Raw genomic sequence first — 23697 nt, 5'->3', positions numbered from 1 at the left:
GTCCCATGCGCTATCCAGTCTTGATTGAGGCCGGCGATGAACGCACCGCGTGGGGGGTCATCGTTCCCGATCTGCCGGGGTGCTTCTCGGCAGCCGACACGCTTGACGATGCACTCAGCGCGGCCGAGGAGTCTGCGCTTGCCTGGATCGATGCGGCCCTGGATGAGGGGCGCTCGATTCCCAGTCCTTCTGCGCCACAGAAGATCGTCGCCGAGGCTCCCAGTGGTACGGCCTGGATTCTTGCCTACATCTGCATTGATCCATCTCTGCTGGACGACACCATCGAGCGGGTCAACATCAGCCTGCCGCGTCGCATCCTGGCCAGGCTGGATGCGCAGGCCAGGGCGGCCGGCGAATCCCGCTCCAGTTACATCGCCCATCTCGCAGCATTGGGCTGAGCGGGCGCCTTGTAGAGCCCAGCCCATGGTCGGCTGCTGTTCGCGCGTTGCGCGATGAGTCGAGCGTGGCTCGACTCTGCAAAGGCATCCACGCATGGCGCGGGATTCAGTAGATCCACGCCATGCGTGGATGTTGCCCCATCAATACGTAGCGCACTGCCGCCAGCGTACGGGTTCATCCACGCCGGGGCGGGCGTTGAGCTGGATGCGCACGTTGCGCAGGGCAGGGTAGTGCAGCACTTCCTCACAGACCTGCGGCCAGACCTTTTCCAGTTCACCGGTGCGGTTGATCGCCAGCGTCTGCCGGGTCAGCCAGACACCGCTGGCGATGCCGGGCTTGCCGGCCAGGGCGCGGGCCAGATCGGCCTGGAAGCGCTCCAGCGTGGCCGCATCCTGATTGGGATTGCTGCGCGCGTCGGCCGCCGGGGCGACGGCAGCCGCGGGTGAAGGGGCGGCCGGGAGCACTGCCGCGGTGCCAGCAGGTTCCGCCGCAGGCGCGGTTGAAGGCGTCGCCACCACCGGTGCCGCAGCAACCGGCGCGGCCTCTTCCACACGCAGGCCCTGCAGGCCCAGGCCAACCAGCAGCCCCAGCGTTGCCGAACCCAGTGCGGCGATGGCGATGCGGCGCAGCGCTTCGTGCCGGGCGCTGGCGCGCACGCGTGCTTCGATGTCGCCGGGCAGGTAAGACTGCAGCAATGGCCACAGGCGCGGGCCGTCCAGCACTTCAACCGCCTGCTTCTCGGCTGCGCTGCGGCCGCCGCGCTCGATGCGGCCTTCGGTCAGCAGCACACCGCCCTTGGCACCGGCCAGGCGCGCGGCCGCACCCAGCTCGTTCACTGCGGCGGTGCCGATGCGGTAGGCCAGGCCATGCTTGCACGACACCAGCCAGTGGTTGGGGCCATCGCTGAGCATGAAATCGCTGCTTGGCTCGCGGGCTTCTTCCGCCGGATCGATCAGTTCACGCAGGCCGCGCTGTTCGCGCAGCATGCGCTTGACCAGAACCGAGAATTCGCGCCAATGCATGCCCGCCAGGGCCTGCAGGCCGAGTTGCATCTCCTTTTGCCGCCGCTTGACCCACCACAGATAGACAACGGCCAGGAAACAGCTAAGCAGGGCCGACAGCAGGGCCAGGATCCAGGGGAGCATGCAGGAGTAGGGCGGAAGGGGCGAAAGCGGAGAACGACAGTGTAAAGGTCGCGGTGCCTGGCCGGGTCAGGATGTTCCTGACAGAAAGCGTGATGGAGCGCGCAGATCGGCGTACAGCGGGCACGAAAAACCCGCCAATCCTGAAGCCGTGAGGGGAGGGAACAAACGGCAGCCGAAGCGATTGGCGGGTTGCTCGCGATTGTCAATCAATTTTTATTGCGTTGCAACAATTGCGCTCAGGGCACGCTGTCCGGCGACTGATGGCTGCCCGGAGCAGGGGCGTCGGTGCCGGACGCGGCGCGGTTTTCCAGCTTGGCCAGGCGCGCGTGCAGGGCATCAATGCGGGCCTCCAGTGCGGTCACTTCGTCGGCGGTGGGTACATGTAGGCGCTTGAGTACGCCCTGCACCTGGTCATCGAAGGCCTTCTCCACCTTGTTCCAGGTGCCGGAGGCCTTCTCGCGGGCCTCGTCCAGCGAGGTCTCGACATTGTCACGCCAGCCCGGGCCCTGGTCGCCGTTACGTTCACGGCGGCGGGCTTCCCAGGCTTCGCCTTCCTTCACCAGGCCATCGAAGAAGCGGCTGCCCTCGGCCTGGGCGCGACCCAGCGCACCCAACCCGGCCAGCCAGACCTGCTGGGCCGAATCGCTCAGCTTGCGCGAGAAGCGCTCGGCCTGGTCACTGAAAGAGGCATCGTCGTTGCGGCGGTCGTCGTTCTCGTAGTGGTTCATCGCACTTCCCGTGGGAGTTGGGCCTGACCCCGAGAGTAGCGCGCACCGGCGTTGCACGGCCGTGACGGCCGCCGCCGGGGTTCAGCCCAGCTTTTCCTTCAGCACACGCTGGATCTCGCCTTCGACCATGCCCTTCATCGCCGACAGCAGGAAGCCCAGCTTGGCGGTTACGCGCACGGCACCCGGCTGCAGTTCGATCGCACCGTCCACGCCGCTGCCGGAGAAGTTCAGTACGTCGGCGGTCCAGGACGACTTCAGGCCAAAGCGCTCGGACAGCTTGGCAGCGACCTGTTCGATCGCGGCGCGCGCCTGTGCATCGGGCAGGGCGTGGGCGTGGCGGACATCGATGGTGGACATGCAGGCTCCTGGCGCAGGGCGGGGTAGGTTGAAGAGGGCAAGCATTGTGCGCATCAAGGGCCGCCGCGCCAAGCACTCATCGTGGGTTCTTCTTCGTTGGCGACCAACCTGCTAGTCTGCGCCGCGTGCAGAACCTGCTTGTTCACTTCAGTCAACAACAACAGCCCGACCAGCCCTTGCGGCCCGGGGTGCAGCGCATCGTGCGCCAGGCCAACGGCAGCGTGCGGCTCGGAGATCCCGGCCACGGCGCACTGCTGCTGGCCCAGTTCTGCGTGGATGATCGCGGCCTCTGGCTGCAGGTCGGCAACGGCATCCGCGGCGTCCACGTCAACGGTCGCCCGGTACGCAGGATGGCCCTGCTGCGTGCAGGCGATGCGGTGTATGTGGATGGCGTGGAGATGGTCCTGCAGGGCGAGGTCGAAAGCCTGCTGCAGGCGCCTGCGCCGAAAACCGAAGATGGCAGCGACGAGCAGCAGCGGCTGCTGCGCGGTGTCGGCGGCCTCCATCATGGCCGCAGCTTCACCCTGTCGCGGGCCCGCCTGATCGGGCGTGGCAACGAGGCTGACATCGCCATCGATGACCCGGCTTTTGCCGAGCAGCATGCCCGCGTGGAAGTGCACGGCGAACGCGTGCTGCTGCGCGACCTCGGCAGTGCCGACGGCACCCGCGTCAATGGCGTGGCCGTGCGCCATTGCTGGCTGCAGGCCGGCGACCAGGTGGTGTTCGATGGCCAGCACCGTTTCGTGCTGGAAGTGCCGCATGATCCGCGCCGACGGTCGTTGCCGGTCGAGGACGAGTCGGGCGAGGACGTGGAACAGGCGCCGGTGCTGCCGGCTGCGCCGCGCAGGGTGCGGCGCTGGCCGTGGCTGCTGGTCAGTGCGCTGCTGCTGGCCGCGCTGCTCAGCCTGCTGCTCTGGTTCGGCGCGCGCTGACGGTGGTGCCGGCCGCTGGCCGGCAACCGCCGCCCCTGAATCCGTGAGGTTGCCGGCCAGCGGCCGGCACTACCCGGTCGCGTCGCCGATGGATTCCAATGAAACCAAATTTCCCTTGCCGCACAAGGCCGCAAGGCTGGTGCACTGCGGCATACTAGGGGTCTTGCCCCACAGGTGTGACATGACGCGCGCGTTCAACTTCAGTGCCGGCCCTGCGACTTTGCCGGAATCGGTCCTGCGTCAGGCGCAGGCGGAAATGCTGGACTGGCACGGGTCCGGCGCTTCGATCGTGGAAATGAGCCATCGCGGCACGGAATTCATGTCCGTGGCCGCCGAGGCCGAGGCCGACCTGCGTCGCCTGCTCGATATCCCCGAAGACTATGCGGTGCTGTTCCTGTCCGGTGGTGCCACCACCCAGCAGGCGTTGATCCCGCTGAACTTCGCCGCCCCCGGCCAGCGTGCCGACTACGTGGTCAGTGGCCACTGGGGCAAGACCGCGGTCAGGCAGGCCGGTGTCTACGTGGACGTCAACATCGCCGCCAGCAGCGAGGCCGATGGCTATCGCACGCTGCCGCCGCACGCCGATTGGCAGCTCTCGCCGGATGCCGCCTACGTGCACATCACCGCCAACGAGACCATCCACGGCGTCGAGTTCCGTGATGTGCCCGATACCGGCAATGTGCCGCTGGTGGCCGACTTCAGTTCGTCCATTGCCAGCGAGCCGCTGGACGTGCGCCGCTACGGCGTGATCTATGCCGGTGCGCAGAAGAACCTGGGTCCGGTCGGCATCGCGGTGATGATCATCCGCCGCGACCTGCTCGAGCGCAGTGGCCAGCCACGCGCGGACATCTTCGATTACCGCTCGCATGTCGCCCGCGATTCGATGCTGAACACCCCGCCGACCTGGAACTGGTATCTGGCCGGTCTGGTGTTCAAGTGGATGCTGGCCGAGGGCGGCGTGACCGAGTTCGCCAGGCGCAATGCCGCCAAGGCCGCGCTGGTGTACGGCGCCATCGACGGCTCCGGCGGCTTCTACCGCAATGAGGTTGCACACGCGGCCCGTTCGCGGATGAACATCCCGTTCTTCCTGCCCGATGCCGATCTCGATGCCCGCTTCGTGGCCGAGGCCAAGGCCGCTGGCCTGCTGGCGCTGAAGGGGCACAAGGTCGTCGGTGGCATCCGTGCCTCGCTGTACAACGCCATGCCGCTGGCCGGGGCCGAGGCGCTGGTCGCCTTCATGGCCGATTTCCAGCAGCGTCACGGCTGAGCAATGAACGGCGCGCACCGTCGGGTGCGTTCCCCGCAACAAGGAATTCCGATGGCAAGCAGCAAATCCAGCAAGAAGGCGCCGAAGAAGGCCGAACCGGCCAAGGACAGCGTGCCCACCAAGGCGAAGGGCAAGGCCAAGGCCACCTCGAACCCGGCACCCACCCTGGCGCCGCTGGCGCTGGCCGATGTGCGCTCGAAGATCGACCAGATCGACCGCGACATCCAGAGCCTGATCGCCGAGCGCGCGCGCTTCGCCCACCAGGTCGGCAAGGCCAAGGGCAAGCTCGCCGCCGCCGTCGACTACTACCGCCCCGAGCGCGAAGCGCAGGTGCTGCGCATGGTGGTGGACCGCAACGAAGGCCCGCTCAGCGATGAACTGCTGGTGCACGTCTACCGCGAGATCATGTCGGCCTGCCTGGCCCAGCAGGAGCCGCTGAAGATCGGCTACCTCGGCCCGGAAGGTACTTTCAGCCAGCAGGCCGTGCTCAAGCACTTCGGCCGCTCCGCGCTGGGCCTGCCGATGGCCAGCATCGAAGAGGTGTTCCAGGAAGTGGAAGCGGGCAACGCCGATTTCGGCGTGGTGCCGGTGGAGAATTCGGGGCAGGGCACCATCCAGATCACCCTGGACATGTTCCTGACCTCCAACCTGAAGATCTGCGGCGAAGTGGAACTGCGCGTGCAGCAGTACCTGATGTCGCGCAGCGGCCGCATCGAGGACATCGAGCGCATCTACGCGCACCCGCAGTCGTTCATGCAGACCTCGGCGTGGCTGCGCGCCAATCTGCCGAAGGCCGAGAAGATTCCGGTGTCGAGCAACGCCGAAGGCGCGCGCCGTGCGCGCAACGCCGACGACGCGGCGGCCATCGGCGGCGAGAGTGCCGGCCACGTGTACGGCCTGAAGAAGGTGGTCACCAAGCCGATCCAGAACGATGCCGACAACACCACCCGCTTCCTGGTGGTGGGCCGCAACATTTTCCCGACCTCCGGCCACGACCGCACCTCGGTGCTGGTGTTCATCCATGACAAGCCCGGTGCGCTGTTCGACGTGCTCAGCCCGTTCGCCCGCCACGGCATCAGCATGAACCGCATCGAGTCGCGGCCGTCACACCACGGCAAGTGGGAGTACGGTTTCTTCATCGACCTGGCCGGCCACATCGACGACGCGCCGATGCAGGCCGCGCTGGCCGAACTGGAAGCGCACTCGGCGCAGATCAAGGTGCTGGGCTCCTATCCGGTGGCCGTGCCCTGAGTGCTGCTGCGGCGGCAACAGCCGCCGCTCCCTGATGCATCGCCGGCGCTGCCGGTGTTTACGGAATGATCGAACGATGAGCAACGCGCAACACTGGATAGCCCGCAAGGGCCAGCCGCTGCAGGGCAGCCTGACCATTCCCGGCGACAAGTCGGTCTCGCACCGCTCGGTGATGTTTGCCGCGCTGGCCGATGGCACCTCGCACATCGAAGGCTTCCTGGAAGGCGAGGACACCCGCGCGACCGCGCGCATCTTCAGCCAGCTGGGGGTGCGCATCGAAACGCCCAGCCCGTCGCAGCGCGTCGTGCACGGTGTCGGCATCGATGGCCTGAAGGCGCCGGATGCACCGCTGGATTGCGGCAATGCCGGTACCGGCATGCGCCTGCTGGCCGGCCTGTTGGCGGGCCAGTCGTTCGACTGCACGCTGATCGGCGATGAATCGCTGTCCGGCCGCCCGATGCGCCGCGTCACTGGCCCGCTGTCGCAGATGGGCGCAAGGATCGACACCCAGGACGACGGCACACCGCCGCTGCACGTGCATGGTGGCCAAGCGCTGCACGGCATCGATTTCGCCTCGCCGGTGGCCAGTGCGCAGGTCAAGTCGGCGGTGCTGCTGGCCGGGCTGTATGCGCAGGGCGAAACCTGCGTGACCGAACCGCACCCGACCCGCGACTACACCGAGCGCATGTTGTCCGCGTTCGGCGTGGACATCGCGTTTTCGCCGGGCAAGGCCCGCCTGCGCGGTGGCCAGCGCCTGCGCGCCACGGATATCGTGGTGCCCGCCGATTTCTCTTCGGCCGCGTTCTACCTGGTCGCCGCCAGCATCATTCCCGGTTCCGAGCTGCGCCTGAAGCAGGTCGGCCTGAATCCGCGCCGCACCGGCCTGTTGCATGCGCTGCGCCTGATGGGTGCGGACATCACCGAAGAGAACCCGGCAGAACAGGGCGGTGAACCGGTGGCCGACCTGGTGGTGCGCTACGCCCCGCTGAAGGGCGCACGCATTCCGGAAGAACTGGTGCCGGACATGATCGACGAGTTCCCGGCGCTGTTCGTGGCGGCAGCTGCTGCAGAAGGCCAGACCGTGGTGACCGGCGCCGCCGAGCTGCGGGTGAAGGAATCCGATCGTCTCGCAGCGATGGCCACCGGCCTGCGCGCGCTGGGCATGCAGGTGGACGAAACTGAAGACGGTGCCACCCTGCATGGTGGCGTGCGCCTGGGCAGCGGCACCATCGAAAGCCACGGCGACCACCGCATCGCCATGGCGTTCGCCATTGCCGGCCAGATCAGTAACGGCGAAGTGCGCATCAACGACATCGCCAATGTCGCCACGTCCTTCCCGGACTTCGACGGCCTGGCGCGCAGCGCCGGCTTCAACCTGGCCTGACCGGCCGATCAGGTTTTCCGGTAGGTGCCAACCATGGTTGGCACGCGCCCCCTGTCCGGTAGGTGCCAACCTCGGTCGGCACGCTCACATCGCCCGGTAGGTGCCGACCTTCCTTGGTCGGCACGCTTCTCCGCATAAAAGGACGGAGGCCGAAGCCTCCGTCTAAACATCACGAACCCCTCGTCCGCGATCAACGCTGTCCGGTACGGAAATCCACCGGGACCCGCACCACACTGGCAACTGCACGGCCTTCATGCATCGCCGGCTGGAACTTCCAGTTCTGCACGGCGCTCAGCACCGCACGATCCAGGTCACGGCTGCGCTCGCCGCTGCGCGAAACAATCGCAGCATTGGTGACCCGGCCGCGGGCATCGACATTCAGGCTGGCGATCACGCTGCCCTGCACGCCATTGCGCAGCGCGGCAGCGGGGTAGGTCGGCTTGCTGTTGCCTGCCAGCGGGCGTGCCTCGCGATTGCGTACGGCAGGGGGGGCCTTGCGCTGGTTGCCGGCCGCTGCGGCCTGGCGGGCCGCAGGCTGTTGTACATCGGCGACCGGCGCCTGCTCGGGCGCGGGCAGCATGCGCTCGCCGACCGGTGCCGGCGCCACGTCTTCCTGGTTCGAGTGACGCAGCCAGAGCAGCGCGGCGGCAAACATCGCCACGATCAGCGCGATCCACATCCAGGGCGACGTGGGCTTGTGCTGTTCGCTGGCGTCCTGCTGCAGCTGCGGCGAATGAAGGTCTTCGTGGGTGGTGGCGGTCATCGCAAACTCCTTCCGTCAATGGACGACGGGGAGAGTGTTGCGCGGGCCAGTGGCGGGAAGTGTCAGCGTTGCGTCAACGCGACCGGCAGGGTTCAGTTTGCCTGCCGGGAAACGTTCAGTTACTGGGTCTTGAAGTCGAACGGCACTTCAATGCTGCCCGGTACGGCCTGGCCGTTGCTCTGCGCCGGGGTGAAGCGCCAGCGGCGCACCGCATCGGTCGCGGCACGGTCGAGCTCGCGTGAGCCGCTGCGCTGGATCACCGTGGCATTGTTCGGATAGCCGGTGGCATCCACGTCCACGCGCACCACCACGCTGCCGGTCTCGCCGGCGCGCAGCGCGGCGGCCGGGTAGGCCGGTGGAGGCGACTGGCCGGCAATCGGCATCGGCTGGCTGTTGCCTGTAGCAGCTGGCGCCGGGGCCGGTGCGACCGGGGCCGCTTCAGCGACGGGCGCCGGCGGTGGCGGCGGGGTTTCGACCAGCTTCGGGGCTTCCTCCTCGACCGGGGCCGGCTTGGCATCGGGCATGTCGCTGGAACCGGCGGCCGCAGCCAGCGGTTCGGGCAGCGGTTCCACCTGCGCCGTCTCCTGTGGGGTCTGTGCGGCCGGGTCGGCGCGGAAGAATTCCTTGTCGCGACCGGTGTACCAGACCAGCACGAACAGCAGCACGCCCACGCCGAAGGCGATGCCCGCGATCTTCAGGGCGTTGCGCGGGATATGCACGGTAAACGACTTGGCGGACGACGAGCGGGGTGCAGACATGGACCGGACCAGTACGGAATGCCCCGATTCTGCCACGGCGGGAATGAACCGGGCGGCAGAAATCCGTATAACAAGCGATAATCCCATCCCTGATACCCACCACGACACCTGCCATGCTTGATCCAGCCCTGCTCCGCCACCAGCCCGCCGACCTCGCCGAACGCCTGCGCGCCAGCCGCGGCTTCGAGCTCGACGTGTCTGCCTTGGAGTCCCTGGAGGCCGATCGCAAGCGCATCCAGGTGCGGACCCAGGAGCTGCAGAGCCTGCGCAACAGCCGTTCCAAGGCCATCGGCCAGGCCAAGGCCAAGGGCGAGGACGTGTCGGCCATCATGGCTGAAGTTGCCGCCTTCGCCGACGAGCTGAAGGCCTCGGAGGTGGCGCTGGACGAGCTGCGCGAGAAGATCGAAGCGATCTCGATGGGGATCCCGAACCTGCCGGCCGATGACGTGCCAGCCGGTGCTGACGAGAACGACAACGTCGAGCAGGCGCGCTGGGGTACTCCGCGCCAGTTCGACTTCAAGGTGCTTGACCACGTCGAACTGGGCGCCCGCAATGGCTGGCTGGACGGCGAGACCGCGGCCAAACTGTCCGGTTCGCGCTTCACCGTCCTGCGCGGCCCGATCGCGCGCCTGCACCGCGCCCTGGCCCAGTTCATGGTCGACCTGCACACCGGCGAGCACGGTTACGAGGAAACCAACGTACCGCTGCTGGTCAATGCTGACTCGCTGCGCGGCACCAGCCAGCTGCCGAAGTTCGAGGACGACCTGTTCAAGACCGCCGTGGGCGACTCCACGCGTTATCTGATCCCGACCTCGGAAGTGCCGCTGACCAACATCGTGCGCGACGAGATCGTCGACGCCGAGCGTCTGCCGCTGCGCATGACCGCTCACTCGATGTGCTTCCGTGCCGAAGCCGGCAGCGGCGGCCGCGACGTGCGCGGCATGATCCGCCAGCACCAGTTCGAGAAGGTCGAGCTGGTCTCGATCAGCCGCCCGGAAGACAGCGACGCCGAGCACCAGCGCATGACCCGCTGTGCCGAAGTGGTGCTGGAAAAGCTGGGCCTGCCGTACCGCAAGGTGCTGCTGTGCACCGGCGACATGGGCTTCTCGGCGGTGAAGACCTACGATCTGGAAGTCTGGCTGCCGTCGCAGGAGACCTACCGCGAGATCTCCTCGTGCTCGAACTGTGGTGATTTCCAGGCCCGCCGCATGCAGGCGCGCTGGCGCAACCCGGCCACCGGCAAGCCGGAGCTGGTGCATACCCTGAACGGCTCGGGCGTGGCGGTTGGCCGTGCGATGATCGCGGTGATGGAGAACTACCAGAACGCCGACGGCAGCATCACCGTGCCGGAGGCCCTGCGCCCGTATATGGGCGGCCTGGAAACGATCGCCTGACAGCCGGCGCTTTGCGCCGCCGCCCGAGCGTAGGCTCGGGCGCTACAGATCCATGTAGAGCCGAGCCTATGCTCGGCTCTCCTTTATGGCCCGCAGCTTCTCCAGCGGTACCCATCCCGGTTCGCCGGTCTCCGGCACGCACCACGCCCAGCCATTGAGGGTGCGCAGCCCGCGCAAGATCTGCCCGGGATCCACATCCAGCTCCCGCGCGCAGTAATCCTCCGTGGCATAGGCGTCATCCTGCGCATCGCGACCGATCACCGGCGCCGGCACGAAACCGGGCTGCTGCCCTTCGGCTTGGCACAGGAACCAGTCTTCCCAGCCCTCCGGGCCTTCATAACGTTCGCCCACCACCAGCGCCTGGCCACGGCGCAGGGTGATCGGGTGCGGAAATTCGCTGCGGTGCGCAGCCGTCACGATGTAGTTCATGGCCCCAGCCTAGCGCGTCGCAAAAGAAAACGGCCCCGCATAGCGGGGCCGCCAGGGTGGGCCGGGATGGGGGAGGGGATCCCGGCCCGCGTTCAGCGCCCAGACGAGGAGAGAGGAGCGCCGAACGTTGGAACGCGTTACGCAGCGACGGCTTCGGCCGCTTCGTGCGACGGCAGTGCCGCCAGTGCACCGGCAATGGCGTCTTCACGGTGCTGCGGCGAATAGGCGATGCCCTCGGCGCGCACGAATTCGACCTCGTTGATGCCCATGAAGGCGAACACCTGGCGCAGGAACGGCTCCTGGAAGTCGGCCGGCGAGTCGGTGTAGATGCCGCCACGGCTGCTGGCGATGATCACCCGCTTGCCACCGGCCAGGCCCACCGGGCCGTTCTCGGTGTACTTGAAGGTGCGGCCGGCCACGGCCACGCGGTCGATCCAGGCCTTCAGCGTGGACGGAATGCTGAAGTTGTACATCGGCGCGCCGATCACCACGATGTCGGCGTCCAGGAACTGCTGCATCACCTGTTCAGCATCGGTCGCCTCGGCCGCGTCGGTCCTGGCCAGCGAGCTGCTGCTCAGATGCGGTACCGGATTGGCGTCAAGATCGCGATAATCGACCTGCAGGTCATCGATCTGGCTGGCGAAGCGGGCGACCACGGCGGCCGACAGCTGGCGCGAGACGGAGTTGTCGCCAAGCACGCTGGCGTCGAGATGCAGAAGCTTCATGGCAGTCACCTGTGTTCTGGGAGGAAGGGGCGGGGTGGCCCCGCCGACGGAGAGAACGATAGGTTGTTGCAAAGGCGGAATAAAGGTGATTGAATGCCACGTATTGTTCTAGATATGGAACTCGGGTATGCATGACCTGAATGACCTGTACTACTTCGCGATGGTGGTCGACCACGGCGGATTCGCCGCCGCCGAGCGCGCACTGGGTATTCCCAAGTCGCGCCTGAGCCGCCGCATCAGCCAGCTGGAAACCGACCTGGGCGTACGCCTGCTGCAGCGCTCCACGCGCCGTTTCGCGGTCACCGATGTCGGCACCAGCGTGCATCGCCATGCGCAGACGATGCTGGCCGAGGCCCAGGCCGCCCGCGAAGTGGTGGACCGCCTCAGCGCGGAGCCGCGCGGCGTGGTGCGCGCCAGCGTGCCGGTGTCACTGGCGCAGATGCAGCTTCCCAAGCTGCTGCCCAAGTTCCTTGAGCAGTACCCGAAGGTGCGGCTGCAGCTGAACATCAGCAACCGCCGCGTGGATATCATCAATGAAGGCTACGACGTCGCCCTGCGCGTGCGTTCGCGCCTGGACGACGACGGCAGCCTGGTGATGCGCAGCTTCGGCCAGGTGCAGGAACTGCTGGTGGCCAGCCCGAAGTACCTGGACCGCGCCGGACGCCCCAAGGACCCGGAAGAGCTCACCCAGCACGTCACCCTCAGCATCAGCGAAGACGAAGCACGCCAGCGCTGGGAACTGCATGGCCCGGAAGGCGAAGTGCGCCGGGTCGACTTGCAGCCGCGCGTGGCCGGTTTCGACTTCCCGCTGCTGCAGAGCATGGTGAAGGACGGTTTCGGCATCACCATGCTGCCGGAGACCGTGTGCGCCGACGCCGTGCGCAACGGCGAGCTGGAAGTGGTGCTGCCGGACTGGTCGCTGCCGCAGGGCGTGTGCCACGCCGTGTTCGCTTCGCGCCGCGGCCTGCTGCCGGCGGTGCGCGTGTTCATCGACTTCCTGGCCGAGCACCTGCCGCCGCAGCTGGAGGCCTCGCGCCTGGATTGCGGTGGCGCCTGTGAGAAGGCCAAGGAGCGAATCAAGGCCAGTGCACTGGGTGCGCTGGCGGTGGATGCCGGCTGAGAGCGCTGAACGGTAGCGCCGGGCCATGCCCGGCGTTGCTGTTTTCCGACGATCAGTTCCGGCCGAACAGCCGGTCCCAGAAGCTGCGGCGTCGCGCTGCGGCCGGTGGCGGTTCGGCCGCAACGACGGGCGCTTCCAGCACCGCCATCAGTTCCGCGCTGCGCGGCTTCTTCAGGAAGCGCGCATAGTCCAGATAGCCGGTCACCTTGCTCATGTGAAGGCGTTCGGGCATTGCCGGCAATGCGCCGCCCTGCAACAGCACCCGCAATGCCTGCGGGCGGTCCAGGCGGATCGCCTCGTACAGGGCGGTGCCGCCGCAGCCCGGTTCGATCTGGTTGGCGCGCTGCGGCGCATCCTTCAGCAGGTCCTGCAATGCCTCCGCGTCGTCTCCTTCTACCGCAGCCACCAGCCGCGCCAGCGCCTCGGCTTCCGCAGGGGGCAGGTTGTCGCGATAGGCCTGGTCGGCAATCTCGCGCTCGTCGCGCCCATCGCCGCCCTGGATGCACAGGAAATCGGTGACCAGGGCGACCGGAATGCCGGACGTATCCAGCCCCCAGTAGCTGGGATAGACACCGTCGCCCCAGCCGCTGGTGAAGACCACCAGGCCGTGCGGCGAGTTCTCCCCCCAGGGGCGGTATTCGACGCCTTCGTCCAGGCCATCGTGGTCGATCAGTGCATCCGACCATTCACTCTCTTCCTCGCCATCGGCCTGTTCGATCAGGGCCAGCAGCGCCTGCTGGGTGTCGGTGTCCATGAAACAACCGATGCCAGCGTCGACCGGATAGCCGATGAAGCTGTCCTCATCCAGGCCGGTCAGGTCCTGGGTGGCCCAGCGCGCCATCTGCCAGTGCAGGGCGGTCGCGGTAAGAGCTTCGCGGGGCTTGAACCAGACCACGGCCAGGGCCGGGTGGCCGCTGTGCACGATGATTTCGACCGGGTGCCGCCCCAGCGGGGCGGTGTAGTCGGCCAGCGCAGGCGCCTCGGCCTGGACCAGCGGATCGCAGACCACCAGCTGCCCGCTGCTGACCGGCAGGTGCCCCGCGAAGGTGCGGTGCAGGGCCACAGCGGCCAGCTGTGTATCGTCCAGCAGGCAGGTGCGCAGGTTGGCCAGATCGAGATGGGCCATGGCGGCTCCGAGTGCGGTGAAGGCTCCCACCGTGCCGGATGCGAAGGGCAGGGGCAAGGTGGTCTTGGGCAAATGCCCTTCACGTGCGAGAATACGTCGCTGCCCGGGCGACCGGGACCCGATTGGAGAGATGGCCGAGCGGTTTAAGGCACCGGTCTTGAAAACCGGCGAAGGGTTAAACCTTCCGTGGGTTCGAATCCCACTCTCTCCGCCAATCCTTAGTAAGTGTTTGTTTTTAAACGACATTTTTTAAGGTCTTGAAGGGCGGCTTGGGGCACAAATCGGGGCACAACTCCGATGCGATTACCAAGCTATCTCACTCGCTCTTCCACAGGTCGTTACCAGTTTCGCATGCGCGTTCCGACGGACATGCGCGGTATCGTCGGCAAACCTTTCGTCAAGCATCCCTTGGGCATCCAACTGCATAGCGCAAGAGTGGCTGCCTTGGCCATCGCGCAGCGTTATGCTCAAGCATTCGATGCCATCAGGGATGGGTGCATGACCAAGAAGGGACTCACGGTTGAGGATGTTCTGCGCAGCGTCGCGGAGAACGGCTCCCGGCGTTATGAAATTGACTTGCCGGGCTTCCGTCTTCGGACCACGGATGCGGCCGACCATGCTCGAGCAATGGAGGCGCTGGAAGAAATCGGCAAGTTCCACTTCCGTGATGCGGGTGCAGTTCCGGCGGCGGCTGGGCCAAACCCGTTGGAATCAGCGGCGGCGCAGCCCCTGCCATCTGAGACCATCAGCCTGATCGATGCGAAGCGAATCTGGCAGGATAAAGTCGCCGCCGAGGACATCGAGGTCAAAACGGTCGGCATCAAACTGCTTCCCGTGACAGAGCTGATCGAGTTCTTGGGCGCCGAGCGCGAGCTGCACACCATCACGCGGCCTGAGATGGCCCGCTTCTACGACCATTTGGCCAAGCGCGGGTTAACGCGTTCTACGCTCAACAATCGCCAGAGCTACCTCGCAGGAAAGAGAGGATTCTTCACTTGGGCAATGGCTTCAGGCTACGTGCTCAAGGGAGACAATGTCGCCGCAGGTCACGTCAGCGTTTCGATGGCGGAGAAGCGCAAGCGCAGAAAATTTGGCTTCCAGGCCTTTACCTTGGATCAGGTTCATCAACTCTTCGCGCCTGATAGCTTCAAGCAGCTTTCAACGGGAGCGCGCTGGGCGGCTTTGTTGGGCCTGTATACGGGCGCCCGGGCAGGTGAGGTGGGGCAGCTGTTTACCCTCGACGTCAAGGAAGAGGAGGGAATCCCGTGCATACGGTTTACCGATGAGGGGGAGGATCAGCGATTGAAGACCGATGTTTCCAATCGGGTCGTCCCGTTGCATCCCGACCTGATCAAGCTTGGTTTCTTGGACTACGTCGCCGAACGAAGGGAGAGCGGGGACTGGCGATTGTTTCCGCAGGCTGACAGTAAGGCGAAGAATGGTGCGGGGAACTGGATATCGAAGGCGTTCAGCTACTACCTCCAAAAGCACAGTGGTGGGTGGTCGAAAGCGAAACGTGGTTTCCATAGTCTCCGAAAGACCGTGATTCAGGAGATGCAGGGCAGCGGTGTGGCCTCTGAGATGCGAGCCCAAATCGTCGGCCACGAATTGGACGACGAACACCACGCGACTTACAGCAGGCCCTTTACGGTGAGTGAGAAGCTCAACGGTGCCGGAGGAACGCCAGCTTTGGGTGTCCTAGATTACGGAATCGACCTGGAGGCGCTGCGCACCCTGCCGGCGCGCAAGGTCGGGCGGCGAAGCAGCAATGCTGCCGCGCGCTCTTCAAAGGTCGGCCGTAAGGGGAGCGAGCCGAACTAATGGCCCTTACTGCTGCTGATGCTTACCGCCGCGCCATCGATCGCTTTCTCGGCAAGCTCTCTGGCACCGAAAACGTGGGCCAGATGGAGAAGAAGATCGCAGACCATTTGCGCCTAGCGAAACAGCGGCCCAAGGTGGACGTGGCGTTGAGCTTCAATGAGGCCGCTGGGGTGTTGGCGATCAGCACGGCCCAATTGCAACACCTCTTGAAGGAACACTCCCCAAAAGGGACGCTGTTCACGGTGAAGGGAACTCGCAAGCGCTCGACCACCCTTGTTCCGTTGATGGCCTGGGCAGCCGAGCTCAAGGCTAAGGGCCTGTGGAAGCCGTTGAGCGAACGGGGCGTTGCGATCGACACCCTCCTAACTGCAGAACTGCCGTTTCTGGTGGCCAAAGGGTCCAAGGCTAAGCAGTTCTTCCTGGAGCCACTGACTGACCAACCCATCAGCGATGCGTTAATTCGCCAGCTCCAAGCATTGGGCGTGCAAATCGGGCTTGGGATTCGGGTCTGCACGCTGACCGAGGCCTTCGCCCAGCCTTGGCAAAACCCTGACGTCAAGCGCCAGTGGGTGGACGCATTCAACAACGCAGCCCAAGCCCAGGCCAGCCGTCTGCGGGACCTGGCTCAGCAGCTCGACGCCTCGCGAGCTGGGGTGATCGAACAAGCGCTGCACGAACGCCTGCAGCCGGCGCCTCCAAAGATGCCCGACAAGCGCAATGGGCGAATGTAACGGCTGCTAACGGATATTGGAGGCCTCCAATATCCGTATCGATGGAGGCTCTCAGTTCGGATGATTACTCCAACGCCTCGGTGGTCGGGGCGATGGAGCAAGCCGATGGGCCTCGATATGTATGCGGTCAAGACCCGCACTGATGTGCGAGATCGCACTCAAGAACTATTTTTCTACTGGCGAAAGCATCCGAACCTTCATGGTTGGATGTTCAAGTTGCACAGTGCTAGGACGGGGCAGGTTGATCCCTTCGATTTCAACCAAGTTCCCGTATTCCTTGGATTGGACGATCTTGATGCGTTGGAACAGGCTGTGCTGAACGATGATTTGCCTTATACCCAAGGCTTCTTCTTCGGTGAATCGGATCCCGATCGAGCTGAAGAAGATCTGGACTTCATTGCGCAGGCCCGCGCATTGATCAACGACGGTTGGGACGTGTTCTACAACTCTTGGTGGTAACCCGCCGCCAGCAGCGCCTCTCGGGCTGGTTCAAGCCCAACTCCCAAAACCCATTCTTCAACGCGGCAACGCAGCCGTGCTGACGGAGCCTTGCCTGGAGAATCCTCATGCAGCCCAAGTCCAACGTTCTGCCGTTCAACGCAGCAACCCGCTCCAAGCGCCTCGTAGCGGCTAAACCCACCCGGCTCACCTCCGTTTGCTACAAGGCAAGCGACAAGGCCCACACGAGCGTCGATTGGTATACCCCGCCTGCCATCGTCAGGGCGCTGGGGGGAAGGCGCGGCTTTGACCTCGATCCTTGCACGCCCGAAGACCCGTCGCGGCTGCCCGCACCCACGGCCAGCCGGATGATCCCGCCGAGCCAGGACGGCTTGGCTACGCCGTGGCCCAAGCAGGCATTCGTGTGGATGAATCCGCCTTACGGAAAAGGGATTGAGAAGTGGTTGAGCAAGCTGGCCAACCACCCCGGCGGCGGTATCGCCCTGGTGCCGGTCAACATGGAGACGGGATGGATGCACGACTGCGTGCTTTCCCACCCCAACGCGACGGCGATCCTGTTCACCAGTGGGAGGCTGAGGTTTGTGCGTCCCGACGGAACCACCGGCACGGCAGCGCCGTCGGGATCGTTGGTGGTGACTTACGGCAAGCGCGCCGCCGATCACCTTCAGCAAGCGCAGGCGAGCGGTGCGTTGCACGGGAAGTTCTTTGCCATCCAGCGGGTAGGGCAGGTGGCCACGGCGAACCAGGAGAGCTCCAATGGCTGATCGCTGGAACGTTGTTGTCTTGGGCCGCGCGACGGCCGAATTGGAAATCCGAATCGACGCGGACTCAGAGGCGGCAGCCTTGGAGATTCTGAACTCGATGGGAGTGGCTGACATTCATGCCGGTGGCTGGCGTACCGAGTTGGAGGAGATCTACGGCTTTGTGGAGGTCATCAGCCCCGATGGTTCCGAACGCGAAGATCTCAACTGGCCTTGTCCAACCATGCGCCACCACCTCAACTATTAGGAGGAGCCGATGGGAACTTACGAATTCGTCGTCCGGGGTGACTACTTGGTGAGCAAGGTGATTGAGGTCTTTGCCCAGACCCAGTCCGAGGCAATGGAGGCATTCGCGCGACTGTCCTTGGCGGAGTTGGATGCCATCGATTGGCACCATGGCGCCCTTACGATTGAAGAACACGTGGTGGTGACGGAGGTGGAAAGCGGGAGGGAGTTTCAGCATCCGTTCTTGACCGATCGCAAGCGCGAGCAACTGGAGTGTTTGGCCGAAAATGAGTAGGAACTTCCGGCTGCTGGTCTTCCACTAGCCAGCAGCGATCGAAGGCCAGCAGGAAGACCAGTAGTGCAAGGTCGTTGAATCCCAAGGGATTTCTGCGACTAAAAGTGCGCTGCTGGCTTGCTGGCTTTCGATTCAACTCCCCTGTGCAAATGCGTCCAAATCGCATGGAAAGTGTTGGTATCTCAAATTTCAAAACCGATTCTTTTTTGACCCAGCAGACCAGCGGAACGGTTTTCTATGAATGCAAAGCTTTTGGAATCAAGGGTTTGTAGCTGCTGGTCTTCCTGCTGGTCTTCCTGCTGGTCTTCTCTTTCTGCTGGCTAATGGAAGACCAGCAGGGAAGGGAAAGCCAGCAGAACAGGGCTTCCGGAAAAAGTGCGAGAGATTCCGCAGTTTTCGTGTTTAGTCAAAAACCGTGGGTTGCGGAAAGCTCCTGGAGTGGTTGAGTGGAAGTGTCCCCCATGTGGGACACACCAAACCTTTCACCTTCGGAGTTGCCACCGTGAACGCCGCCACCCATCCCTCGTCGCCGCCGACTTACAGCATCCGCGCCAGCGTGAAAAAGCACGTTCGGATCAAACGCCCCTTGGCCGAACGCCTTCGTCTCGCCGCGGCCGAAAACGAGATGACAGAGAGCGAGTTCATTCGCCGCGCCTTGGAAACCGCTCTCCCGCGCGCTGCCTGAGCAAGCCTGTCCCCCCACAACGACAAACCCCCACCGGCCAGGGCGAGGGTTTGAGAGGAGCCAACAACAATGTCTACAACCAATGTGTCCCCAAAAGGGAAGGCTGTCAACCCGACGACGGAAGAGCCAAGCAACATCGTGCCATTCGAAGCGTCGCGCTTCCTGGGTGCGGAAGCCTCCGCCCGCAAGGTCAACCTGGAGGCAGAGGAGCACAAGCAGCTCTACCGCCACTCGGTTGATCGAGAGGGCCAGCGCAAGCCACCGTCGCTCCCCATCCTGTTTGCCCGCCGCACCACCGAATGCGTCGATCGCTTGTGGGCGTGCCAAGCCACCAGCGGCACCGGCGAGATCGTACACCATTGGAACGGTACCTACTGGCAAGCGATCAGCGACGCGGAAGGTGTGGGTGTGGCATCCGATTGGATCGACCGCAACGCCGATTTCGCGGGCAGCCCCAAGCTCGCCAAGGACTGCTGGGACATGGCTTCCCTTCGGCTGCGCCAGAAAAACCCCATGCCAGCCCAAGCCAAGCGGGCCATCGTGCCGGTGGCAGACGGCTACGTGGAAATCCTTCCCGGCGGTTTCCATGTGCTCGCTCCTGATCCCGCCTTGGGCATGACCCACGCGGTCAGGGTGGCCTGTGGTGGCAGGCAGGGCCATGCATACAAGCCCCAGCCTTTGCCGGCTGACTCGCGATTCGCCAAGTTCCTCCGCCAAGCCCACGACGACCCGCGCGTCATCGACCTGCTCCAGGAGCAGTGCGGCATGACCCTGTTGCCGGGTGTCTACAGCCAGGCCGCCTGGTGGCACGGCGTCGCAGGTTCTGGCAAATCCACCCTGGCGGAAATCGTGGAAGCGATGCACCGTCAGGTGGCCCGCTGCAACCTTGAAACTTTGGGCGACCGCTTCAGCCTGGAACCCATGATTGGCGCCAGCCTGATCCTGGTGGACGAAGTGGAGTGCGAGAAGTGGGCCGAAGGTCGGTTCAAGACGATGGTCTCTGGCAATGGCATTGGCATCGACCGGAAGAACCAGAAGCAGCTGGCGAGCTACCATTCCACGGCCAAGTGGATCATCACGTCCAATTCGGCCCCCTTCATCCGCGACAAGAGCAACGGGGTGTGGCGCCGCCTCACCGTCGTGCACTGGAAGAAGGCGGTACCGGTCAACCAGCACGACCCTGATCTGGTCAAGAACATCCTGGCAGAGGAAGGCCAGCTTGTGCTGGACTGGATGCTCGAAGGCGCCCGACGCATCGTGGCCCGTGGTAGGGCGTTGTCCGACACCGACGCCGACATGCCCGAAGCCGTGCGCGCAGCGAAGCTGGCCGCCCGCCATGGCAGCGACCAGGTCATGGCTTGGGCTCAAGCCGAGCGCGTGGTGCGCATTGAGACGGATGAGTGCACGCTTTCCATGCGGCAGGTCTACGAGAACTACAAAAACTGGGGCTACCGACAAGGGCTGGCGGACATCGATCTCCTCACCGGTCGCCAGTTCTGGCGAGGCTTGAAAGAGATGGGCCTGGACGACGGCGCCCGCTCGAACCGTCGCATCAATGGCAAACAGGAAGAATGCGTGCGCCTGCGAATCAACGGAGCAGCCACCGTCGGCGAGGCCTGTGGCGATCTGCCGTTGAGATCATCGGCGACCGTGACAGCACTGCGCGTGGCGCAGGAGCGCTCTCAGTCTTTGGAGCCTTGGGAAACCGATGTGACGCCCACCCTCGAACAGCAAGGGGCTCGGCAGGAAGAGATAGAGCGTCGATTCGACCGCTTGAGCGCTCAGCAGCAGGCGGCTGAGATGGGAGCTCTCCATGCCGATGCGTTGAGGGAGGAGGCAGGGCGCACCAGAGCCAAGGCAATCCAACTCCAGCTGCAGGAACGTATCAATGAACTGGAGATTCGTGCGCTGTTCGGTGAGCCGTTGGCGGGCCGAGAAAGCAGCGAAACCCAAGGTGGCGGAAAGGTGGGAGATGGGGATGCGCGCCAACGGCGGTCGTAAAGGCGGGGCCAAATCCGTGTTCCCATCTTCCGTATCAGCTCTAGCCAATGGATTGGTCGGTGACGCTAACGGTCCAGCCCGGACTTGCCAAATCCGTATCCTGTCGCATGCTGAAACCATGACCCCTTCCGATGCCTTTGTAGACGACAGCATGGACCGCCAGGACTCCCTGGCGGCGTCCCCCCGTTTCACCGTGCAACGAACCCCCGAGGGCATCCGCGTGCAGCTCCAGGAGGGCGACGGGGGCCCCGGCACCGCTTTGACCATCGAACGGGCCTTGGCTTTGCTGGAGAACCTGTTGGAGCAGGGACGCGCCGTCACCATTCACGATTGAAGTTTCCAGCCTAACCCCCTTGGCGTTGCCGACAGGCGCCTTTCCTTGCCTTCCAGGAGAGCCTGCCCGTGTCCGATGCCACCCCCAACGAAAGCTTCCTTCAGCGCCATTCCCGCGACGTCGTCGAGCGCTTGATCCGCCAGATGGAGGAGGGCACCGGTCCCTTTCTCAAACCCTGGGACGCCCGCGTGGACCTCGGGTTGCCCATGAACCCCACGACTGGCAAGAGCTACCGGGGCGGAAACCTGCTCCACCTGTGGGCCCTTCAGAGCGCCTGGGACACCCAGGACAACCGGTGGATGACTTACAAGCAAGCCGCGGCCGTGGGCGCTCAGGTGCGCAAGGGCGAGAAGGCCAGCGTGATTGAGTATTGGGATTGGTCGCGGGTGGAGGAGGCCAAGAAGAGCGGGGACCCCGACCTCATCGCCAAGGCCCACCCCAAGGTCTTCTTCCCACGCGTGTTCAACGCGATGCAGATCGATGGGTTGCCGGCACTGGTCCTGCCAGCCGCGCGCCCAGAGCCCGACATTCACCAGGCCTGCGAAGCGGTGCTGAGAGACAGCGGAGCCGAGATCCACCACGACGGGGGCAACCAAGCGTTCTACCGTCCGATGACCGACAGCATCCACTTGCCCCAGCGCAACACCTTTCACTCGGCCAGCGGCTACTACGCCACCGCGTTGCACGAACTGGGCCACTGGACCGGCTTTCCCACCCGCCTCAACCGCGATCAGAAAGGGGCTTTTGGGAGCATCGACTACGCCAAGGAAGAACTGGTCGCGGAGGTGTCATCCATGCTGATGGGCGAACGCCTGGGCATTGGCCACGATCCCACCCAGCACGCGGCTTACGTGAAGTCGTGGATCCAAATCCTCCGGGACGATCCCCGGGAGCTCTTCCGAGCCGCGGCGGCGGCCGAGCGGGTGGTGGAGTTCCTGAAGGTGCCCGAGTTGGTTCGAGAGCCGCTCCAGAAGGTTGAGCAGCAGCGGCAGTCCGTGGCGGCCAATCTGCATGAGATCGAAAAACATGCCGCCAACGACCGGTCTCGATCGCGCTTCAAGGCAAGAGGGGCGCGCCTGAACTTGGCAGTTTGATTCGTGAACAAGCGACTGAACGCGCACCCGCCTGTCGGGAGGCAGCAGGGTGCGCGACAGTGGCTGACAAATTCTGGTTATTTATTCTTCGACAGCACGTCCATGCGCAGGAGCATCTGCTTGAGAACGTCGATGACGGAAACCTCGTCAGCATCCTTGGCCGGAGCCAGGGCAAGTGCCCAGTTGCGGACCGATGGGCTCAAGTCCTCTCCCAGTTCCACCACCAAGTCCTGAAGGTCGTCTAACGGCAGATAGGCCGTCGCAGCCAAGATATCATCGAGCTTTCCCGACAGGTCTTCTTCGTGTGCCTTCCGAAGTTCTCTCGCGGTGGCTCCGCGCTTTCTAAGCTCGGCGGCGTGCTCCACCTTGATCTCTTCAATCTTTGCTTTCGCTGATTTGCTCTTCTTGCGAACGGCGCCGCGAACAATGTCACGCACCAGCTTGGCGTCGTGCGTGTCTGTAAGGCTGGCAATGAGTGTGTCACTTTTAACGCGTGCCGGTCGGTAGACGCGGACCTTGCTGACCTCATCCCCCAGCACTCGCTGCGTCCACTTTTCCATCGTCTCCTTTGCCTTCTTTTGACCGGTTAGAGGCGACGGAACGTTCTTGAGGCGTGGTTTACCTTCGAAGTCCACCAGCAGGCCATAAGTCTTGAGGATGCGGTGGCTGTAGGTTGTGTCGGACATCCAATTTCCCCCTGTGAGTGATCCTGCAATTTTGCCAGTTCCGTAGACGGTTTGGCAGGTTGAGGGAGAGCGTTCCCACATCATCACAGGTTGAATGTCGATCAGGAACATTGCACGACAGGAGAGCTTGCCGGTTTCAGATTCCTTGCCAGACGCGGAGGGGCGAGAGAGAAAGGGGAAGAAATGGCCAGTCTGATCTACGTGCAGTAACAGAAATTCCGATCCGTGTGCTATCGAGCATGCGCGAACCCATCGTGCATCCCAACGTGTAGGCGCGGACTGCACCGCACTCCGCCGGCTGCTAGCCCTGCATGAACGGCCTCAGTGCGCTCGGGTTTGAGCGTCACGCCGCACTCTGGCTGCGCCAGCGGGGCATTGAGGTCAACGTGGCCTTTTGGTCCAAGGGCTTGAGCCACAAGTTGGTAAGAGCGGCCACCAAGGTTGCTAGCTTGGATGGCCACTTGCAGACATTGACGAAGCCTGCGCGACGTAGAGGGAAACCGCTTGTGGCAGTGGGCCAGGCAGAGCGGTTACTTCTTGGATGCCATGCGCTGGTAGAGCTTGTAGACGCCGAACATCGCCGCACCACCCGCAATTGGTGCAGCCGCGACCACCCCCAGTCCAGCAAGCATGCCACCGCCCACAACGCTCCCGACGGTTGCCAAGCCGGAGGTCACGGCGGCTGCACCGGCGGTCCCGGCCGCTGCACCACTGGTTACGCCGAGGATCGCAGAAGTTGCGCCAGCGACGGCTCCGCCGCCGGTCGAAATCGCGGCACCTGCGGCCGATGAACTCTTCTTCCTTGCCATACATTTCCCTGTTGGTTT

At 64.4% G+C, this 23697-nt stretch carries 27 protein-coding genes and 1 tRNA gene; 18 read left to right on the top strand and 10 right to left on the bottom strand.

The window, feature by feature from the left end; all coding sequences use genetic code 11:
• The first annotated feature begins 5 nt into the window (after positions 1-5).
• Entirely contained in the window at positions 6-398 is a 393-nt protein-coding gene (locus A7X97_RS17860) for a type II toxin-antitoxin system HicB family antitoxin (RefSeq protein ID WP_005417308.1), read from the top strand.
• Between the two features lie 141 nt (positions 399-539).
• Here A7X97_RS17860 and A7X97_RS17855 read toward each other — a convergent pair whose 3' ends face one another.
• The 3 genes from A7X97_RS17855 to A7X97_RS17845 all read right to left on the bottom strand — a co-directional run bounded on the left by A7X97_RS17855 (position 540) and on the right by A7X97_RS17845 (position 2629).
• Positions 540-1544, bottom strand: coding sequence for a restriction endonuclease (locus tag A7X97_RS17855; RefSeq protein ID WP_111008253.1), 1005 nt, complete (start codon positions 1542-1544; stop codon positions 540-542).
• Positions 1545-1780: 236 nt separating this feature from the next.
• The gene (locus A7X97_RS17850) at positions 1781-2272 is read right to left on the bottom strand and encodes a phasin family protein (RefSeq protein ID WP_005417304.1); all 492 of its coding nucleotides are present in this window, start codon (positions 2270-2272) and stop codon (positions 1781-1783) included.
• A gap of 81 nt (positions 2273-2353) precedes the next feature.
• On the bottom strand, positions 2354-2629 hold the full coding sequence (locus A7X97_RS17845; RefSeq protein ID WP_005417302.1) for a polyhydroxyalkanoic acid system family protein: 276 nt from the start codon (positions 2627-2629) through the stop codon (positions 2354-2356).
• A gap of 125 nt (positions 2630-2754) precedes the next feature.
• Here A7X97_RS17845 and A7X97_RS17840 point away from each other — a divergent pair, with 125 nt between their 5' ends.
• The 4 genes from A7X97_RS17840 to aroA all read left to right on the top strand — a co-directional run bounded on the left by A7X97_RS17840 (position 2755) and on the right by aroA (position 7463).
• Positions 2755-3561 (top strand): FHA domain-containing protein, encoded by an 807-nt coding sequence (locus A7X97_RS17840; RefSeq protein WP_111008252.1) that lies wholly within the window; start codon positions 2755-2757, stop codon positions 3559-3561.
• A 181-nt stretch (positions 3562-3742) separates the two neighbouring features.
• On the top strand, positions 3743-4828 hold the full coding sequence (gene serC / locus A7X97_RS17835; RefSeq protein WP_072168116.1) for a 3-phosphoserine/phosphohydroxythreonine transaminase: 1086 nt from the start codon (positions 3743-3745) through the stop codon (positions 4826-4828).
• Between the two features lie 51 nt (positions 4829-4879).
• A complete protein-coding gene (gene pheA / locus A7X97_RS17830; protein WP_005417297.1) occupies positions 4880-6079 on the top strand; it encodes a prephenate dehydratase in 1200 nt (399 codons plus the stop codon).
• A 76-nt stretch (positions 6080-6155) separates the two neighbouring features.
• Entirely contained in the window at positions 6156-7463 is a 1308-nt protein-coding gene (gene aroA, locus A7X97_RS17825) for a 3-phosphoshikimate 1-carboxyvinyltransferase (protein ID WP_072168115.1), read from the top strand.
• Positions 7464-7653: 190 nt separating this feature from the next.
• On the opposite strand, the gene A7X97_RS17820 is transcribed toward aroA, so the two are convergent.
• The gene (locus A7X97_RS17820) at positions 7654-8226 is read right to left on the bottom strand and encodes an energy transducer TonB (RefSeq protein WP_111008251.1); all 573 of its coding nucleotides are present in this window, start codon (positions 8224-8226) and stop codon (positions 7654-7656) included.
• Positions 8227-8345: 119 nt separating this feature from the next.
• On the bottom strand, positions 8346-8984 hold the full coding sequence (locus A7X97_RS17815; protein ID WP_005417291.1) for an energy transducer TonB: 639 nt from the start codon (positions 8982-8984) through the stop codon (positions 8346-8348).
• A 113-nt stretch (positions 8985-9097) separates the two neighbouring features.
• On the opposite strand from A7X97_RS17815, the gene serS reads away from it, so the two are divergent.
• Positions 9098-10378, top strand: coding sequence for a serine--tRNA ligase (gene serS, locus A7X97_RS17810; protein WP_088497905.1), 1281 nt, complete (start codon positions 9098-9100; stop codon positions 10376-10378).
• A gap of 66 nt (positions 10379-10444) precedes the next feature.
• On the opposite strand, the gene A7X97_RS17805 is transcribed toward serS, so the two are convergent.
• Together A7X97_RS17805 and A7X97_RS17800 are read right to left on the bottom strand one after the other, a co-directional pair.
• Entirely contained in the window at positions 10445-10807 is a 363-nt protein-coding gene (locus A7X97_RS17805; RefSeq protein WP_088497906.1) for an SH3 domain-containing protein, read from the bottom strand.
• A 137-nt stretch (positions 10808-10944) separates the two neighbouring features.
• On the bottom strand, positions 10945-11532 hold the full coding sequence (locus A7X97_RS17800; protein WP_088497907.1) for an FMN-dependent NADH-azoreductase: 588 nt from the start codon (positions 11530-11532) through the stop codon (positions 10945-10947).
• 127 nt (positions 11533-11659) lie between these two features.
• On the opposite strand from A7X97_RS17800, the gene A7X97_RS17795 reads away from it, so the two are divergent.
• A complete protein-coding gene (locus A7X97_RS17795; RefSeq protein WP_005410175.1) occupies positions 11660-12652 on the top strand; it encodes a LysR family transcriptional regulator in 993 nt (330 codons plus the stop codon).
• 52 nt (positions 12653-12704) lie between these two features.
• Here the strand turns inward: A7X97_RS17795 and A7X97_RS17790 are convergent, their stop codons facing one another.
• The gene (locus tag A7X97_RS17790) at positions 12705-13778 is read right to left on the bottom strand and encodes a DUF4241 domain-containing protein (protein WP_072168108.1); all 1074 of its coding nucleotides are present in this window, start codon (positions 13776-13778) and stop codon (positions 12705-12707) included.
• A 124-nt stretch (positions 13779-13902) separates the two neighbouring features.
• On the opposite strand from A7X97_RS17790, the gene A7X97_RS17785 reads away from it, so the two are divergent.
• The 11 genes from A7X97_RS17785 to A7X97_RS17735 all read left to right on the top strand — a co-directional run bounded on the left by A7X97_RS17785 (position 13903) and on the right by A7X97_RS17735 (position 22184).
• Positions 13903-13992: transfer RNA gene (locus tag A7X97_RS17785), tRNA-Ser, on the top strand.
• A gap of 83 nt (positions 13993-14075) precedes the next feature.
• Positions 14076-15599 (top strand): site-specific integrase, encoded by a 1524-nt coding sequence (locus A7X97_RS17780; protein ID WP_012480713.1) that lies wholly within the window; start codon positions 14076-14078, stop codon positions 15597-15599.
• A complete protein-coding gene (locus A7X97_RS17775; RefSeq protein WP_006375976.1) occupies positions 15599-16330 on the top strand; it encodes a hypothetical protein in 732 nt (243 codons plus the stop codon). Before A7X97_RS17780 ends, A7X97_RS17775 begins: the two co-directional genes overlap by 1 nt.
• 105 nt (positions 16331-16435) lie before the next feature.
• Positions 16436-16789: a hypothetical protein gene (locus A7X97_RS17770; RefSeq protein WP_012480712.1), complete on the top strand. Its 354-nt coding sequence runs from the start codon at positions 16436-16438 to the stop codon at positions 16787-16789.
• Positions 16790-16896: 107 nt separating this feature from the next.
• Positions 16897-17553, top strand: coding sequence for a DNA N-6-adenine-methyltransferase (locus A7X97_RS17765; protein WP_111008250.1), 657 nt, complete (start codon positions 16897-16899; stop codon positions 17551-17553).
• On the top strand, positions 17546-17797 hold the full coding sequence (locus A7X97_RS17760) for a hypothetical protein (protein WP_006375905.1): 252 nt from the start codon (positions 17546-17548) through the stop codon (positions 17795-17797). Before A7X97_RS17765 ends, A7X97_RS17760 begins: the two co-directional genes overlap by 8 nt.
• Before the next feature lie 9 nt (positions 17798-17806).
• On the top strand, positions 17807-18070 hold the full coding sequence (locus A7X97_RS17755; protein WP_006375902.1) for a hypothetical protein: 264 nt from the start codon (positions 17807-17809) through the stop codon (positions 18068-18070).
• Positions 18071-18572: 502 nt separating this feature from the next.
• Complete coding sequence (locus tag A7X97_RS17750) at positions 18573-18755, top strand: ribbon-helix-helix protein, CopG family (RefSeq protein WP_141098938.1); 183 nt, start codon at positions 18573-18575, stop codon at positions 18753-18755.
• A gap of 69 nt (positions 18756-18824) precedes the next feature.
• Entirely contained in the window at positions 18825-20756 is a 1932-nt protein-coding gene (locus A7X97_RS17745; protein ID WP_061478955.1) for a DNA primase family protein, read from the top strand.
• Between the two features lie 118 nt (positions 20757-20874).
• On the top strand, positions 20875-21090 hold the full coding sequence (locus A7X97_RS17740; RefSeq protein ID WP_024956732.1) for a hypothetical protein: 216 nt from the start codon (positions 20875-20877) through the stop codon (positions 21088-21090).
• A 68-nt stretch (positions 21091-21158) separates the two neighbouring features.
• Entirely contained in the window at positions 21159-22184 is a 1026-nt protein-coding gene (locus A7X97_RS17735; RefSeq protein WP_006375900.1) for an ArdC family protein, read from the top strand.
• 77 nt (positions 22185-22261) lie between these two features.
• On the opposite strand, the gene A7X97_RS17730 is transcribed toward A7X97_RS17735, so the two are convergent.
• Both A7X97_RS17730 and A7X97_RS17725 read right to left on the bottom strand, forming a co-directional pair.
• Positions 22262-22981, bottom strand: a complete 720-nt coding sequence (locus A7X97_RS17730) for a hypothetical protein (protein ID WP_024956731.1) — start codon at positions 22979-22981, stop codon at positions 22262-22264.
• Positions 22982-23400: 419 nt separating this feature from the next.
• Positions 23401-23679, bottom strand: a complete 279-nt coding sequence (locus tag A7X97_RS17725; protein WP_006375898.1) for a hypothetical protein — start codon at positions 23677-23679, stop codon at positions 23401-23403.
• Positions 23680-23697 lie beyond the last annotated feature (18 nt).

It is taken from the genome of Stenotrophomonas sepilia (genome assembly GCF_003244875.1).
GTDB classification, from domain to species: Bacteria; Pseudomonadota; Gammaproteobacteria; order Xanthomonadales; family Xanthomonadaceae; genus Stenotrophomonas; species Stenotrophomonas sepilia.
Note: the sequence above shows the minus strand (reverse complement) of the source record. Positions and strands in the feature narration are given on the sequence as shown.

What these genes read in the sequence shown, in the direction of transcription:
- A7X97_RS17860 (WP_005417308.1), top strand. Translation starts at nt 6, where the DNA reads ATGCGCTATCCAGTCTTGATTGAGGCCGGCGATGAACGCACCGCGTGG.
- A7X97_RS17855 (WP_111008253.1), bottom strand. Translation starts at nt 1,544, where the DNA reads ATGCTCCCCTGGATCCTGGCCCTGCTGTCGGCCCTGCTTAGCTGTTTC.
- A7X97_RS17850 (WP_005417304.1), bottom strand. Translation starts at nt 2,272, where the DNA reads ATGAACCACTACGAGAACGACGACCGCCGCAACGACGATGCCTCTTTC.
- A7X97_RS17845 (WP_005417302.1), bottom strand. Translation starts at nt 2,629, where the DNA reads ATGTCCACCATCGATGTCCGCCACGCCCACGCCCTGCCCGATGCACAG.
- serC (WP_072168116.1), top strand. Translation starts at nt 3,743, where the DNA reads ATGACGCGCGCGTTCAACTTCAGTGCCGGCCCTGCGACTTTGCCGGAA.
- pheA (WP_005417297.1), top strand. Translation starts at nt 4,880, where the DNA reads ATGGCAAGCAGCAAATCCAGCAAGAAGGCGCCGAAGAAGGCCGAACCG.
- aroA (WP_072168115.1), top strand. Translation starts at nt 6,156, where the DNA reads ATGAGCAACGCGCAACACTGGATAGCCCGCAAGGGCCAGCCGCTGCAG.
- A7X97_RS17820 (WP_111008251.1), bottom strand. Translation starts at nt 8,226, where the DNA reads ATGACCGCCACCACCCACGAAGACCTTCATTCGCCGCAGCTGCAGCAG.
- A7X97_RS17815 (WP_005417291.1), bottom strand. Translation starts at nt 8,984, where the DNA reads ATGTCTGCACCCCGCTCGTCGTCCGCCAAGTCGTTTACCGTGCATATC.
- serS (WP_088497905.1), top strand. Translation starts at nt 9,098, where the DNA reads ATGCTTGATCCAGCCCTGCTCCGCCACCAGCCCGCCGACCTCGCCGAA.
- A7X97_RS17805 (WP_088497906.1), bottom strand. Translation starts at nt 10,807, where the DNA reads ATGAACTACATCGTGACGGCTGCGCACCGCAGCGAATTTCCGCACCCG.
- A7X97_RS17800 (WP_088497907.1), bottom strand. Translation starts at nt 11,532, where the DNA reads ATGAAGCTTCTGCATCTCGACGCCAGCGTGCTTGGCGACAACTCCGTC.
- A7X97_RS17795 (WP_005410175.1), top strand. Translation starts at nt 11,660, where the DNA reads ATGCATGACCTGAATGACCTGTACTACTTCGCGATGGTGGTCGACCAC.
- A7X97_RS17790 (WP_072168108.1), bottom strand. Translation starts at nt 13,778, where the DNA reads ATGGCCCATCTCGATCTGGCCAACCTGCGCACCTGCCTGCTGGACGAT.
- A7X97_RS17780 (WP_012480713.1), top strand. Translation starts at nt 14,076, where the DNA reads ATGCGATTACCAAGCTATCTCACTCGCTCTTCCACAGGTCGTTACCAG.
- A7X97_RS17775 (WP_006375976.1), top strand. Translation starts at nt 15,599, where the DNA reads ATGGCCCTTACTGCTGCTGATGCTTACCGCCGCGCCATCGATCGCTTT.
- A7X97_RS17770 (WP_012480712.1), top strand. Translation starts at nt 16,436, where the DNA reads ATGGGCCTCGATATGTATGCGGTCAAGACCCGCACTGATGTGCGAGAT.
- A7X97_RS17765 (WP_111008250.1), top strand. Translation starts at nt 16,897, where the DNA reads ATGCAGCCCAAGTCCAACGTTCTGCCGTTCAACGCAGCAACCCGCTCC.
- A7X97_RS17760 (WP_006375905.1), top strand. Translation starts at nt 17,546, where the DNA reads ATGGCTGATCGCTGGAACGTTGTTGTCTTGGGCCGCGCGACGGCCGAA.
- A7X97_RS17755 (WP_006375902.1), top strand. Translation starts at nt 17,807, where the DNA reads ATGGGAACTTACGAATTCGTCGTCCGGGGTGACTACTTGGTGAGCAAG.
- A7X97_RS17745 (WP_061478955.1), top strand. Translation starts at nt 18,825, where the DNA reads ATGTCTACAACCAATGTGTCCCCAAAAGGGAAGGCTGTCAACCCGACG.
- A7X97_RS17740 (WP_024956732.1), top strand. Translation starts at nt 20,875, where the DNA reads ATGACCCCTTCCGATGCCTTTGTAGACGACAGCATGGACCGCCAGGAC.
- A7X97_RS17730 (WP_024956731.1), bottom strand. Translation starts at nt 22,981, where the DNA reads ATGTTCCTGATCGACATTCAACCTGTGATGATGTGGGAACGCTCTCCC.
- A7X97_RS17725 (WP_006375898.1), bottom strand. Translation starts at nt 23,679, where the DNA reads ATGGCAAGGAAGAAGAGTTCATCGGCCGCAGGTGCCGCGATTTCGACC.